The sequence below is a fragment of the Algoriphagus sp. 4150 genome (genome assembly GCF_031457395.1).
In the GTDB taxonomy this organism is placed as follows: Bacteria; Bacteroidota; Bacteroidia; order Cytophagales; family Cyclobacteriaceae; genus Algoriphagus.
In genome coordinates this window covers 431,176-443,665 of record NZ_JAVDWS010000002.1, presented here as the reverse complement: position 1 = coordinate 443,665, position 12,490 = coordinate 431,176, and the positions used below count along the sequence as shown (strand labels likewise).

The 12,490-nt window shown below is 41.8% G+C and carries 15 protein-coding genes; 6 read left to right on the top strand and 9 right to left on the bottom strand.

Annotated features, from left to right (window positions below):
- Window positions 1-100: 100 nt before the first annotated feature.
- The gene (gene rluF, locus J2X69_RS05235; RefSeq protein ID WP_310099530.1) at window positions 101-832 is read left to right on the top strand and encodes a 23S rRNA pseudouridine(2604) synthase RluF; all 732 of its coding nucleotides are present in this window, start codon (window positions 101-103) and stop codon (window positions 830-832) included.
- A gap of 169 nt (window positions 833-1,001) precedes the next feature.
- On the top strand, window positions 1,002-2,438 hold the full coding sequence (locus J2X69_RS05230) for an aldehyde dehydrogenase family protein (protein WP_310099527.1): 1,437 nt from the start codon (window positions 1,002-1,004) through the stop codon (window positions 2,436-2,438).
- A gap of 138 nt (window positions 2,439-2,576) precedes the next feature.
- Here J2X69_RS05230 and J2X69_RS05225 read toward each other — a convergent pair whose 3' ends face one another.
- Entirely contained in the window at window positions 2,577-2,810 is a 234-nt protein-coding gene (locus J2X69_RS05225; protein ID WP_310099524.1) for a hypothetical protein, read from the bottom strand.
- Window positions 2,785-3,387, bottom strand: coding sequence for a sigma-70 family RNA polymerase sigma factor (locus tag J2X69_RS05220; protein ID WP_310099522.1), 603 nt, complete (start codon window positions 3,385-3,387; stop codon window positions 2,785-2,787). The genes J2X69_RS05225 and J2X69_RS05220 overlap by 26 nt, the downstream gene beginning before the upstream one ends.
- A 349-nt stretch (window positions 3,388-3,736) precedes the next feature.
- On the opposite strand from J2X69_RS05220, the gene J2X69_RS05215 reads away from it, so the two are divergent.
- Window positions 3,737-4,084: a DUF3127 domain-containing protein gene (locus J2X69_RS05215; protein ID WP_310099518.1), complete on the top strand. Its 348-nt coding sequence runs from the start codon at window positions 3,737-3,739 to the stop codon at window positions 4,082-4,084.
- A gap of 12 nt (window positions 4,085-4,096) precedes the next feature.
- Window positions 4,097-4,558, top strand: coding sequence for a hypothetical protein (locus J2X69_RS05210; protein ID WP_310099516.1), 462 nt, complete (start codon window positions 4,097-4,099; stop codon window positions 4,556-4,558).
- On the opposite strand, the gene J2X69_RS05205 is transcribed toward J2X69_RS05210, so the two are convergent.
- Genes J2X69_RS05205 through J2X69_RS05190 form a run of 4 tightly spaced genes read right to left on the bottom strand, consistent with a single transcriptional unit; the run spans window position 4,555 to window position 8,209 of the window.
- Complete coding sequence (locus J2X69_RS05205; protein ID WP_310099513.1) at window positions 4,555-4,698, bottom strand: hypothetical protein; 144 nt, start codon at window positions 4,696-4,698, stop codon at window positions 4,555-4,557. The genes J2X69_RS05210 and J2X69_RS05205 overlap by 4 nt on opposite strands.
- Window positions 4,699-4,735: 37 nt before the next feature.
- The gene (purE, locus tag J2X69_RS05200; RefSeq protein WP_310099510.1) at window positions 4,736-5,251 is read right to left on the bottom strand and encodes a 5-(carboxyamino)imidazole ribonucleotide mutase; all 516 of its coding nucleotides are present in this window, start codon (window positions 5,249-5,251) and stop codon (window positions 4,736-4,738) included.
- Window positions 5,248-6,393, bottom strand: coding sequence for a 5-(carboxyamino)imidazole ribonucleotide synthase (locus J2X69_RS05195; protein ID WP_310099507.1), 1,146 nt, complete (start codon window positions 6,391-6,393; stop codon window positions 5,248-5,250). The genes purE and J2X69_RS05195 overlap by 4 nt, the downstream gene beginning before the upstream one ends.
- 46 nt (window positions 6,394-6,439) lie before the next feature.
- On the bottom strand, window positions 6,440-8,209 hold the full coding sequence (locus tag J2X69_RS05190) for a MutS-related protein (RefSeq protein WP_310099504.1): 1,770 nt from the start codon (window positions 8,207-8,209) through the stop codon (window positions 6,440-6,442).
- 108 nt (window positions 8,210-8,317) lie between these two features.
- Here J2X69_RS05190 and J2X69_RS05185 point away from each other — a divergent pair, with 108 nt between their 5' ends.
- On the top strand, window positions 8,318-8,485 hold the full coding sequence (locus tag J2X69_RS05185; RefSeq protein WP_310099501.1) for a hypothetical protein: 168 nt from the start codon (window positions 8,318-8,320) through the stop codon (window positions 8,483-8,485).
- 28 nt (window positions 8,486-8,513) lie between these two features.
- On the top strand, window positions 8,514-9,341 hold the full coding sequence (locus J2X69_RS05180; protein ID WP_310099498.1) for a hypothetical protein: 828 nt from the start codon (window positions 8,514-8,516) through the stop codon (window positions 9,339-9,341).
- A 284-nt stretch (window positions 9,342-9,625) separates the two neighbouring features.
- Here the strand turns inward: J2X69_RS05180 and J2X69_RS05175 are convergent, their stop codons facing one another.
- The 3 genes from J2X69_RS05175 to J2X69_RS05165 all read right to left on the bottom strand — a co-directional run bounded on the left by J2X69_RS05175 (window position 9,626) and on the right by J2X69_RS05165 (window position 12,404).
- Window positions 9,626-10,480 carry a mechanosensitive ion channel domain-containing protein gene (locus J2X69_RS05175; RefSeq protein ID WP_310099495.1) on the bottom strand — a complete coding sequence of 285 codons (855 nt, stop codon included), beginning with the start codon at window positions 10,478-10,480 and terminating at the stop codon, window positions 9,626-9,628.
- Between the two features lie 143 nt (window positions 10,481-10,623).
- Window positions 10,624-11,328: a methyltransferase domain-containing protein gene (locus tag J2X69_RS05170; RefSeq protein ID WP_310099491.1), complete on the bottom strand. Its 705-nt coding sequence runs from the start codon at window positions 11,326-11,328 to the stop codon at window positions 10,624-10,626.
- A complete protein-coding gene (locus J2X69_RS05165; RefSeq protein ID WP_310099488.1) occupies window positions 11,328-12,404 on the bottom strand; it encodes a type III polyketide synthase in 1,077 nt (358 codons plus the stop codon). The genes J2X69_RS05170 and J2X69_RS05165 overlap by 1 nt, the downstream gene beginning before the upstream one ends.
- Window positions 12,405-12,490: the final 86 nt, after the last annotated feature.

Here is a 12,490-nt window from a genome sequence, read left to right as displayed (position 1 = left end):
TAGATCCAAATCTGAAGGCTCGGATCAGAACAGATTAGATAATATCTGAAGACTTTTCTCAGATTACGTAACTTGCAGCCCAAATCCATTTTCTAATTCCGTGGAAGCAGATCAACAAATACGGGTAAACAAATACCTTAGCGAAGTAGGCTTTTGCTCCAGAAGGGCAGCCGACAAATTGCTGGAAGAAGGCAGAATCACCATCAACGGAAAAATCCCTGAATTAGGCACAAAGGTGGGAGCAAATGATGTGGTAGCGGTGGATGGTAAGCCGGTAGGCACACCTATACAAGCACATACTTACATTGCTTTCAATAAGCCTGTCGGGATTGTCAGCACTACTGATACCAAAGGTGAAAAAGACAACATCATTGACTTCATAGGTCACTCCCAGCGTATTTTTCCCATAGGCCGCTTAGACAAAGACAGTGAAGGACTGATTCTCCTGACCAGTGAAGGCGACATAGTCAACAAGATTCTCCGCTCCAAAAACAACCACGAAAAGGAATACATCGTCACAGTGGATAGACCGGTGAATGATGAGTTTATCAAACTGATGGGATCAGGAGTTCCGATTCTGGATACCGTTACAGATCCGTGCAAAGTAGAAAGAATCAGCAAATTCAAATTCCGGATTATCTTAACCCAGGGACTCAATCGACAGATCCGAAGAATGTGCGAGCATTTTGGCTTTAAAGTAGCTCAGTTGAAACGCATCCGGATTATGAATGTTCATTTGGATATCCCCGTAGGCAAATGGCGTGACTTGAGCGAGAAGGAGCTGGCAGAGATCAATGAATCTATCGCTGACAGTTCAAAAACGTTTGACTAACCTAATAGATTTCTTCTCTTTACTTCAATAGTATTTGCCATTCTCGAGCATTATAGAATCCCGCCTGCTATACCCATTATTGCGCTATCCATTTTTATTACTGCTTCTCTCTAAAAACATTTGTAAATTAATCTCCCGATAATAACCCATCCTGCAAATTAATTCTTTAATGTCTAGCCACTTGTCTTCAGAATTCCACACCCGAAACCTGAATCAACTTTTAGAAGATCAACGATCAACTTCTATTGCATGGAGAACTTCCTCTGCAGCGCAGAGAATAGACAGATTGAAAAAGATCAGAGCTTGGATAAAAGACAATCAGCAAGACATTCGTGATGCACTGAAAAACGATTTTGGTAAACCTGAACCGGAAACTGACCTTAGCGAAATATTTCCTGTAACGGCAGAAATCAACCACACCATTAAGAACCTGAAAAAATGGATGAGCCCGAAATCGGTTTCGACTCCTCTACCGATGTTTGGGACATCAGGTAAAATTTATGCGGAGCCAAAGGGAACATCCTTGATTATCGCTCCTTGGAATTACCCTTTCAATCTATCAATTGGACCATTGATCTCCGCTTTGGCAGCTGGCTGCACAGCCATTATTAAGCCATCTGAAATGACTTCTTACACTGCTGGATTGATCGATAGAATGATTGCCGAGCTATTTAATCCCAGTGAGGTCGCGGTAGTTTTAGGAGAAAAAGAAGTTTCCCAGGCATTGTTGGAACTTCCTTTTGATCATATATTTTTCACCGGCAGCCCGGCAGTGGGAAAAATCGTCATGAAAGCAGCTGCTGAAAATCTAACTTCCGTGACGCTGGAACTGGGAGGGAAATCTCCTGCGATTGTTGATATAAATGCAGATTGTAAAGATGCTGCAGAAAAACTGATCTGGGGGAAATTTGTCAATTGTGGGCAAACCTGTATTGCTCCCGATTACCTGTTGGTGCATGAGTCACAGCTGGAAATGCTTCTCCCCGAAATGAAAGTGGCCTTACAAAAAATGTACGACCCATCTTTCAAAGGAATTGAAAAGTCTCCCGACATGGCTAGAATAGTAAACGACAAGCATTTTGATCGACTCACAAAAACCATTGACGAGGCAGTCGCAAAAGGAGCCGGACTTATCTTTGGAGGAAAATCCGACCACCTCACACGCTATATTGAGCCGACTATCCTCACCCATGTGACAGATGATATGAGGGTAATGCAAGAGGAGATTTTTGGCCCTATTCTTCCTATTTTAACGTATAGCGACTTGGAACAAGCCATAGCTTACGTGAATGGCAAGCCAAAACCATTGGCGCTCTATTATTTTGGAGGCAGTTCTGAGCACTCAGATAAAGTACTTCAAGAGACAAGCTCGGGCAATGCGGTGATCAATGACTGTGTTTTACATTACCTCCACATGGAATTGCCTTTTGGAGGAGTGAATACCAGTGGAATTGGTAAAGCACATGGCTATCATGGCTTTTTGGCTTTCAGCAATGAAAAAGGAGTATTAAAGCAACGGGTCGGACTCAACAATGTCACGCTCCTAAGGCCTCCCTACGGTATGAAAGCGAAACAAATCATTGCCTCACTTATCAAATGGTTTTAGGGTGATCAGATAAATACGCATCCATGCCATGTCTAATATGCTTGCTTTAGAAACATGTACTTGCCTATTTGAGCAAACTGCCGGTTTTATAAATTCTTTAAACTAAAAAATCCCGCATTAAGCGGGATTACCATATTGTCAGACTCGCTCGAGTCCCGTAGACTGTGCTCTCAACTTGATCGCTTGTACTACTTTCTCCGAAGGTTGAAGCTGGATCTGATCCATTTGCTCTACTGTGCTCAGCATTTCTACATATTCTTGCATTAGTGAATCATCACTATGCAAGGCTTGCACTAAGAGTTCTTGCTCTACCTCCGACATTTCCCGATAAATATACCTTATCAGGTCATTTTGGGTAAAAGGTTTTATCATATGCAAAATTTAGTTGTTTCATTTTCTTCCGCAGGTGGATCAGCGCATATCGCATTCTTCCAAGAGCGGTATTTATACTAACGCCTGTCTGATCTGCAATCTCTTGGAAACTCAAATCCAAATAATGCCGCATAATCAAGACCTGCTTTTGAGCTTCAGGAAGTTCCTCTATCAGGCGCTTCACCATCTCAATATTCTCTTCTCTCACCTGACGGTCTTCCACATTCTCTTCAGCAAACTTCAGCGAATTGAAAATATTCGAACCGTCTTCCATTAAAATGGAAGGATATCTTTTGGCCTTTCTGAAATAATCAATGGCCAGATTATGAGATATCCGCATCACCCAAGGCTGAAACTTGCCTTCCTCGTTGTATCTATCAGAGTTAAGTGTTTTGACCACTTTCACAAATACATCCTGAAGCAAATCCTCAGCTACCCTCTGATCCTTAACGATCAGAAAAATAGTGGTATACATTTTACTTTGGTAGCGATCTACTAATAAATCAAAGGCTGCATCACTACCATTTCGATACTGTGCAATCAATTCGCTGTCCTTTGGACCAATTCGTTTACTCATTTTAAAGTTGGTTTATTATAAACGTAAAGGTCTAGGCCATAGTATCGGATAAGGGTGAAAGAAAAAGAAATTGTTTAAAAGTATGATTTCGAACACAACTGTGCAAAGAAAATGCAAGGATTTTATCTCCTTAAGCCTTCTACAAGTATAATCCAAATTTAATTTGGAAAAAACAGAAAAGAGAGATTTTTTATTTCAACCCAAGTACATTTAAAGTTCTGAACTTTCAATGTTTATGCCAAAAAATGTTAAAACGACCTTCTCTATGAAAGTTATTTGCACTAATCCAAACAAGAGATTTCAACCGCATTGTGTAACTTCGCATAGATAGAAATTTAATAATACGACAATGGAATTGAGTGGAAAAGTAATCCAAAAACTACCCGAAGTAGGTGGAAATTCAAAAAGTGGCAATGCATGGAGAAAGCAGGAATTCATCCTAGAAACAGGAGGTCAGTATCCCAAAAAGGTTTGTGTATCACTCTGGGGGGACAAAATCGATCAGTTTTCTTTAAACGCAGGTGAAAACGTAACATTGAGTATAGATGTGGAAAGTAGAGAATACAATGGACGCTGGTACACCGAAGTGAAAGCATTCAAAGTAGATAGAGCCGGGGGAGCATCAGCTTCACATTCTGCAATGCCTGAAGTGGATACTTTCCATTCTGAAGGAGAAGAAGACAAATTACCATTCTAAACAATTTCTGCCATGTGGGACGATTTTGATGACGACGAGGCAGGATGGGACGAGGAGGATGAATTCGATGCCCGAAAGGAGCATGAAAACATTTATAAGCATCCCTTAATGAAGAAAGCCAAGGATATCTTTGCTTTGACTCGTGCCCTGGTGGGGAGTTTGGATGAGGCAAGAAAAGAGCTTTATGGCAATATCATGATGGAAGATGCGATGATTATGAGCGCCAAATTTGCAGGAGCCGAAGGAATATCGGATTATGTCCTGAAAATGGAGAAAGCTGTAATTATGAAAGTGCATGCTAAAAGTCTCTATTCTATGACCTATCAATTGGGAATGGAGGGAACCCACGCAGAAGAGCACTTGGAACTTCTGAGGGAAGCTATAGAGGAATATCGTCTACTGTTTGTTGAATGGCAAAAAGGATTTGACCCCAACGAAAAAAATGATGACGGCTGGGGAATCTTTACTGACTAGCTGTTCCCAAATTGAAAGCCGAAATAGGCACCGGCTCCCATTAATAGCAAGGCAATCCCTCCCAATAGGACTAATACATCCAAAGGTACTTCCCAAGGGACATCCCCTATCTTAAATCGAATAATCTTTTTCCAATTCATGGCAATGAATTAAAATGCGGCTGAAAAGCCGCATTTTTTATTTCTTAAGTATTTCTTTCCATCCCTTGGCCTCTATCTGGGCCGCGGATTCCTCCACTTTTTCCTTAAGCGTCTTTTTGTACGCATCTAAGCTGTCTCCCACTTTAGAGTCAAAAGAACCGACAATTGAAGCGGCTAAAATACCTGCGTTTTTCCCCCCATTCAATGCTACTGTAGCTACAGGGATTCCGCCCGGCATCTGCAAAATCGACAAAATACTATCCCAGCCATCGATAGAATTAGAGCTTTTGATAGGAACGCCTATCACCGGCAGACTCGTCATCGACGCTACCATTCCCGGCAAATGCGCTGCCCCACCAGCTCCTGCTACGATTACTTTGAGCCCCCGCTCACGTGCGGAGTGGGCATAATCAATCATCCGCTGTGGCGTGCGATGTGCAGAAACCACCGTTAATTCATAATTTACCCCCAATTCTTCAAGCATTTGTGCGGCTTCAGCCATAATTGGAAGATCCGATTGGCTTCCCATGATAATACCTACCTGTGGATTCATTGTATAGCTTTGATTTTGATTAACTCTTTGATCCGTTGCGCTTTTTCTTTCAAGCCTGAAACTGTATCAGCCAAAATGGTTACATGTCCCATTTTCCTGAATGGCTTGGTGATTTTCTTTCCATACAAATGAATGTAAACTCCCTGCTCTGCCAACGCCTCGTCCTTCCCTTCCACCAAAACAGGCCCATCATAACCGTCTTCTCCCAGCAAATTAATCATTGCGGCAGGACATCTCAAGTCAGGATTTCCCAGTGGCCAGTTCATTACCGCCCGCAAATGTTGTTCAAATTGAGATGTAAAATTGGCTTCTATGGTATGGTGTCCGCTGTTATGAGTCCGGGGAGCCACTTCATTCACCAGAACTTCTCCGCCCTTGGTCACAAACATTTCCACTGCAAGAATTCCAACCATTCCCAATTTAAGAATTACATCCTTCGCGATTTGCTCAGCTTTCTCTGCGACCTCTTGGGAGATCTCAGCAGGTGCAAAAAGATACTCAACCAAATTGGCTGTAGGGTGAAAAGCACACTCTACGGCAGGGTATGCTACCAAATCCCCCTTTTCATTTCTAACAACAGTCACCGCGATTTCTTTGTCAAAATCGATCAGCTTCTCCAAAAGCCCCGGAGCATCGAAGGCATTGTCCAGATCTGCATCAGTTCTCAACACCTGAACACCACGTCCATCATAACCTTCTTTGCCCAACTTATTCACAGCAGGAAGAAAATCAGAGTTGTGGATAACATCAGCCTTATCTACAGTGAGAATAAAATCAGCAGTAGGAATTCCATGCAATTGGTAAAACTGCTTTTGCTTTCTTTTATCCTTAATCAGACTTAAGATATCAGGTTGTGGATAAACCTTCTTCCCTTCTCGCTGCAGTTGCTCAAGCGCCTCGGTATTAACACTTTCTATCTCCACCGTAATCACATCACAGCTATGTCCGAAGGCATAAACAGTATCGTAATCCTTAAGTGAGCCCACGGTAAAACGTTGCGCCAGATCCTTGCATGGTGCATTTGGATCAGGATCCAAGATGTGGATATCTTGATTGTAATTGATTGCCGACTGAATAAGCATTCGGCCCAATTGACCTCCTCCGAGGACTCCCAAAATGGGTGATTGCGATGGTATAGCCATAGTTAAGTTGTAATCAAAAATAAATCGAACTCGGGAAAAAGGACATTTACTTCTCTTCTTGAAAACGAATCCCCATTAATTCCATGAGTTTGTGTGCATTGAAACTTGGGCATGCTCCCCGTTTTATTTTATAATCAAAGTCAATAGATTGGTCGTGTATCTCCGAATGGAAACTGAAGTTCTTTACCGAACTCATCCTTGTTTCCAATTCTGCCAATTCTATATCATGCGTGCTGATGATCCCCAAAGCCTCTGTATTCTCTACCTGTCTGATCAGCGCTTCCGATCCCGCAATCCGGTCTTCCGTATTTGTCCCTTTCAGAATTTCATCCAATAAGAAGAAGATCTGCTCTCCATTTTCTATTCTGTCTATCAATTGCTTGATACGGCTAAGTTCGGCATAAAAGGAACTCACACTTTCACCCAAATTATCGGTATTCCTCATGCTGGTGTAGAGCTGGAACGCAGAGAAGCCAAACTCCTCGGCAAAAGGATTCAAACCTAGGTTGACTAACACACAATTAATTCCCAACGTTCGCATGAAGGTGGTTTTTCCACTCATATTTGCCCCGGTAAGCAAAACAATCCGTTGATCTCCATCAATAACAAAATCGTTTGGTACAGCCACGCCCGGCTCAAGCAAGGGATGCGAGACCACTTTACCTATCAAGCCTTTCTCTACAGTGATTACTTTTCCCTGTCCACCAACTTCACTTTCAAAAGCTCCCAGTGAAATCAACACTTCCCACTCCTCCAATTGAGCAGGAAAATCAGCAACCAGATTTCCGTACTTTCTCTTCCAAGAAACCAATCTGAGGTATAACAGCAGATCCGTCCAAAAAATCAGGTTCAAAGGAATGTATAATAAATTGATTCGATTCTGAATCCACAATCCCAAGCTATCCAATTGATCAAAAAGTGTAGAAGCTTTGACCTCTTTGGTGAGAAATGGCGCCTGCATCTTTTTCAGAAGTGGGGAGGCTAGCTGCTCTTTTTCCAACACAGCCAGCCAATAGCGATAAGTTTTTAGCTGATCTCTACCCGGAATCGACTCGGCAGCTTTTTTCAGGGGCTTGAATACCATTCCGAGAAATATCATCCCGACTAATATCCAGACACCAAGCAGGGCCGCCGGAACAATTCCCAAATAAACCAAAACCGAGAGTGTAAGACCACCCGCAGGGCCAATGAATGCAAAAACAGCAATCAAAAACGTACTTTTATTCTCCTCATGCAGCCATTTGATCCATCCTGAATTTGATTTTTCCTCATTATAAAATGCCATTCCTATGCTTTCCATAGCTAGAAGAAAATTTGGCTTTGTGCACAATTCTGCGGATGCTTCGCGAAATGCTTCGGCCCTACCCAAATCAAATCCGGACTTCATCTTTTTTGCCAATGCTTCTTTTCCATTTTTGGAAACAGTATGGTTCAAAAGCTGAAAAAGAGAGTGATCTCCAAAAAGGTCCAGATCATTGGAAAATGGATGCGCTTTTTCCTGGAATTCAGTCCCGCTTTCAAGGTCTTTAAGCTTCCGTCTTATCCTTTTTTGCCTATACGTATTCATTTTCTCCAAGGCCAGATAAATAGCTTCTTGGTCTTTCTGCTCATTGTATTTTCTAATCAATGAAATAAAAGCAGCGACGGAAATCCCGAAAAACAGCAACCAAACCGGATTATCCGAAACCGTCAAAACAAATAGTCCCCCCATTGCCAAAAAAACCATCAAGCGCAGAAAAGACAGGGTTCCTGCCTTGCTTTTTACCCCTTTAAGTTTCTCCGGAAGATTGGAATTTTCAAAATCAAATCCTTTCATGCCCAAAGATAGGAATTGAATCAAGCTAACTATTCAAATTGGCGCAATCCTTGCCATCTATTCTTTTTCAGAAAGTCATTGACATTTCTCAATCACCGCAATGAGCCTATGAAAAAAAGTAAAAAATCACCTGAAAAAATAATAGAAGCCGAAGAATGGGATCTTTCCGAAGGTATGGGAATACTTCCCAATGATATCCCTTTCACACAAAACATAGGTTTTGCAAGCGGAAAGACCAAAAAAGCGGCTAGTACTTCCAAAAAATCACCTAACTAAATCTAATCAATTACCAATTAACTTCTCAATGAAAAATTTATTTAACATCTCTTTACCAGTACTTCTGATCACCGGAATTTCCCTACTTTCAAGCTGCGATGTAAATGATGACCCTGCGCCGAATCTTTCTGTAATGGAAGAGAATATCACAGCAAGCATGGCTTTCGAAGATCTAAACAATCTAACACTTACAGTTCACCGCAACTTCGGACTTAGTGCAAGAACCACAGAGAATATCCCTTCCGGTAATATTTGCGAAGGGGCTGTTGTAACACTTGATGAAGCCGCAAAAAAAATAATCGTCGATTTCGGAGAAGGCTGTACCGGCACAGGTGGTGCAGCTAGAAAAGGAAAAGTAACATTCTCTTATACAGGAAATTTAATGATACCGGGAGCAAAAACCACTACAGAATTTGACGGGTACGAGGTAAACGGGCTGAAATTAGAAGGTACCAGAATCCTCACCAACAAAGGATCCAATCTGGAAACGAACAGTTTTAACTTTGAAGCAGAAATCCAAAACGGTAAAGTGACTTGGCCTGATGGCACCAATCTTTCTGTAGAAAGTAATCAGCTCCGTGATATGAAATTTGGCGCTCAAGGTGAATACGAGATTTCTGTTACCGGAACAGCTTCAGGAACCAGTCGTGGAGGATTCGAATATACTTCCTCAACTTCAACCGCTTTGGTTTACAAAAAAAGCTGTATCGACTCTGGGGTTACTGCACCTCTTTCAGGAATTACAAACTTTCAATTCAGAGGAATAGAGACATCAGTGGATTACGGAGACGGCACTTGTGATAAGCTGGCTACTTACTTCTATCCAAATAGCTCTAGACAAGTGACTTTGGATTAATTCCTTCAAACAGCAAAATCAAAACGGCTATCTTTTTCGAGGTAGCCGTTTTTTTATAGGAAATATTTTAACCTACAATATGCACTAACAATTCTATTTTGGCATATACCCACCCAAAAAATCACTCTTCTTTCAACCAAGGTTAAACGAATACCCGGAGTTTATCCCAAGCAAAACCAATCAAAACGCCAAGGGGTCTAAGGTCAGAGAAAGTTGATTTTCTACCAAAATGCAAATGCAAAAAGGCGATCAATTCGACCGCCTTTTTATTTTGAAGGAATTTCTTAAGGATTTAATTCTTCTTGAGCAGCTTTCTCTTTGATTTGATGAACAACCCGCTGCGGGAAAGGAATTTCAATTCCTGCTTTTTCAAATTCAGTATTAATTGACTCCATGCCATCGAAGTGCACAGGCCACAGGTCACTTGCCTTAACCCAAACTCTCACTACCAAGTCCAATGAACTGTCGCCGAAATTTGTCAACGCCACAAAAGGAGCAGGGTCCTTAAGGACACGCGGATCATTTTCGAAGATTTTAACCAAAACCTCCTTAGCCTTTTTAATATTGGTACCATATGCCACACCTACATTTATTTCCGTTCTTCTCGTCTCTTGGGTACTCATATTAATGATATCCGAATTGGCCAGACTACCGTTGGGAATAATGACCTCTCTGTTGTCAAAGGTCATCAGGTGCGTATACAAAATCTGTATTTTGGCAATTTTCCCGGTATGTCCCTGGGCAACGATCACATCGCCTACTTGAAAGGGCTTAAAGCCTAAAATCAATATACCGCCGGCAAAATTTGAAAGGGAACCCTGTAAAGCCAGACCAATGGCCAATCCAGCCGCACCAAATATAGCAACCGTGGATCCTAAAGGTGCCCCCAGAATACTGGCCACTCCCATGAATAAGGTGATGTACAATACGATCTTGACAAACCCAAAAAGAAAATCATTTAGAGATGGATTATTTTCCCTTTTCTCCAAAAGATTCCTCAAGCCTTTCAGTAGACTTTTTACGATAAACTTACCTATTAGATAAAAAATTACAGCAAAGATAATTCTTGGAACTATTAAGTATGCCAAGTCAATCGCGCGTTCATAAAATGCATTTACTGTTTCCTGGGAAATTTCCATATTAATTTATTTTGGTTGATGATTCTTGAAATAAATGTTTGACTACCTCCCCAATAGCAGTAATGCTTAGTTATTCAATGGTATGGAGCGTATTTCACATGGCCAATTGATCAAATAGGGTCTTTAAAAAACAAGGGAGATGCTTAAAATGTTATATTCACTTGCCAGCGAAAAGCCCAATTCCAGCGTATTTCAAACCGGTCTATTTGAGCAGATTTTAATATTCTCTCCCAATCCGCCTTCGAAAAACTCCTCAAAACAGACAATGGCGCATCGTTCTGAACCATCTTTGATCTGCTGAAAATGCGTGTAAGCCACTTAATACTATAATAAGCCAGCGGATGACGATGTAGATCGTTAATTACAATACCCAAGCGGGATTTTTCCCGGAGGGATTTCAGCAGTTCCGCTAATTCGCTATCAGTAAAATGATGTGTAAAGAGCGTGCAAGTAGAGATGTCTACTTTTTCTTGTGAAAATCCAGCGTCAAATACATTCTGGACTCTCCAGGCTACTTTGGGTAAGTCGGCTAATCTAACCGCCGCGAGGTCAATAATGTTCCTGTTGGCATCGATGCCCGTAAAGTTAACCTCTTTTTTTTTATTTTTTGCCCAGCTATCCATCACACGGATCATGTCTCCGCCTCCACAGCCGATATCTGCCACCGTGTAAAAGTCCTGTGGATAAAGCTTAAAAATCTTTGCAAGTCCTGATGTAGTCACATAGTTTCCCCCAAGCCAGCGGTTGATCGTTTTTAACTCCCGCAATGTTTGTTTCAGTTCTTCCCCTGAACAATTGAAGTTGTCCATCAACTCTTTTTTCTCACTTCTTTGCGCAAATTTACCCATCACTTTTCCAAAAGTAAAGTCTCTAATGTAAGCCCCGGTCCAAATCCCATAGCAAGTATTTCTCCCTGAATTTCATCATCATGCACCATTCTCTCCAGTACAAAAAGTATAGTGGCAGAGGACATATTCCCAAACTGATTCAGTACTTGCATTGCATGGGCATTCGCCGATTCAGGAAGGTCAAAAGCCTCTTGGACCTTCTGCAAAATCTGCTTCCCCCCGGGATGAATGGCAAAGTTATCCACAGTGGATAACTTAAATTTTTCTTCAAATTTTTCCTTCAATTGCTGAATTCCCTGATCCAAAAGTGTGGGAATATACTTGCTCAGCCGCATTTCAAAACCAAAGTCCCCAATACCCCAAGCCATGTCTCCTTCTCCCTCCCTCAACACCTGACTTAGATAAGATTTGATTTTCAATCCGGATGCGGATTTCATCACCAATGCCGCCGCCGCTCCGTCCCCAAAAAGTGAATTGGCCAGTACATTGTCTTCTACATACTCCTTTTGGAAATGAAGCGTGCAAAGCTCGATGGAGACCAGCATTACTTTGGCATCCGGCTCAGCACTCACTATTTTATCAGCCAACTTCAATCCGGTAAAAGCCGCATAGCAACCCATAAAATGCACGCAATAACGCTCCACAGAACCATCCAGCTCCAACCGTTTCATTAAGTCCAATTCTACTCCCGGAGCAACCATCCCTGTGCAGGAAACCAAGATCAAATGGGTGATTTCCGAAGCTTTTATTTCCGTTTTTGCAAGGCAATTCTTGACAGCATCTTCACAAAGTTGCGGAGCGGTTTGCCGAAAGACCTCCATTCTTGCCTTTGTCCCCGGGAAAGGCTCAAAATTCTTAGTTTTAGGAAAAAAGGTGAATTCTTCGGGATCGGATTTCTCAAAATCACTCAGCACACTATATCTGCTGGAAATCCCGGATTTTCTATATAAAAATCCCAATTTTCTTGCCTCCCCCTCATCCAGCTGATGAGCTCTCTGCATAAAACCGGCTATCACGGATTGATCAATCGGTTTTCCCGGATTTGCCAAGCCTATACTTATTATTCTATTGGTCATAAGGAGAAATTAGGAGTCGAAAAATTTACCATCATGCGTAGTCTTTTGTCAGTATCAGTTATCTTATTTCCCAAAACGATGCCGAA

Excerpts from the sequence above, each read along its gene's own strand:
- J2X69_RS05170 (WP_310099491.1), bottom strand. The coding sequence starts at position 11,328 with ATGGGTAAATTTGCGCAAAGAAGTGAGAAAAAAGAGTTGATGGACAAC.
- J2X69_RS05190 (WP_310099504.1), bottom strand. The coding sequence starts at position 8,209 with ATGAAAGGATTTGATTTTGAAAATTCCAATCTTCCGGAGAAACTTAAA.
- J2X69_RS05225 (WP_310099524.1), bottom strand. The coding sequence starts at position 2,810 with ATGATAAAACCTTTTACCCAAAATGACCTGATAAGGTATATTTATCGG.
- J2X69_RS05180 (WP_310099498.1), top strand. The coding sequence starts at position 8,514 with ATGAAAAATTTATTTAACATCTCTTTACCAGTACTTCTGATCACCGGA.
- J2X69_RS05175 (WP_310099495.1), bottom strand. The coding sequence starts at position 10,480 with ATGGAAATTTCCCAGGAAACAGTAAATGCATTTTATGAACGCGCGATT.
- J2X69_RS05185 (WP_310099501.1), top strand. The coding sequence starts at position 8,318 with ATGAAAAAAAGTAAAAAATCACCTGAAAAAATAATAGAAGCCGAAGAA.
- J2X69_RS05205 (WP_310099513.1), bottom strand. The coding sequence starts at position 4,698 with ATGAATTGGAAAAAGATTATTCGATTTAAGATAGGGGATGTCCCTTGG.
- J2X69_RS05220 (WP_310099522.1), bottom strand. The coding sequence starts at position 3,387 with ATGAGTAAACGAATTGGTCCAAAGGACAGCGAATTGATTGCACAGTAT.
- J2X69_RS05230 (WP_310099527.1), top strand. The coding sequence starts at position 1,002 with ATGTCTAGCCACTTGTCTTCAGAATTCCACACCCGAAACCTGAATCAA.
- J2X69_RS05165 (WP_310099488.1), bottom strand. The coding sequence starts at position 12,404 with ATGACCAATAGAATAATAAGTATAGGCTTGGCAAATCCGGGAAAACCG.
- purE (WP_310099510.1), bottom strand. The coding sequence starts at position 5,251 with ATGAATCCACAGGTAGGTATTATCATGGGAAGCCAATCGGATCTTCCA.
- J2X69_RS05215 (WP_310099518.1), top strand. The coding sequence starts at position 3,737 with ATGGAATTGAGTGGAAAAGTAATCCAAAAACTACCCGAAGTAGGTGGA.
- J2X69_RS05210 (WP_310099516.1), top strand. The coding sequence starts at position 4,097 with ATGTGGGACGATTTTGATGACGACGAGGCAGGATGGGACGAGGAGGAT.
- J2X69_RS05195 (WP_310099507.1), bottom strand. The coding sequence starts at position 6,393 with ATGGCTATACCATCGCAATCACCCATTTTGGGAGTCCTCGGAGGAGGT.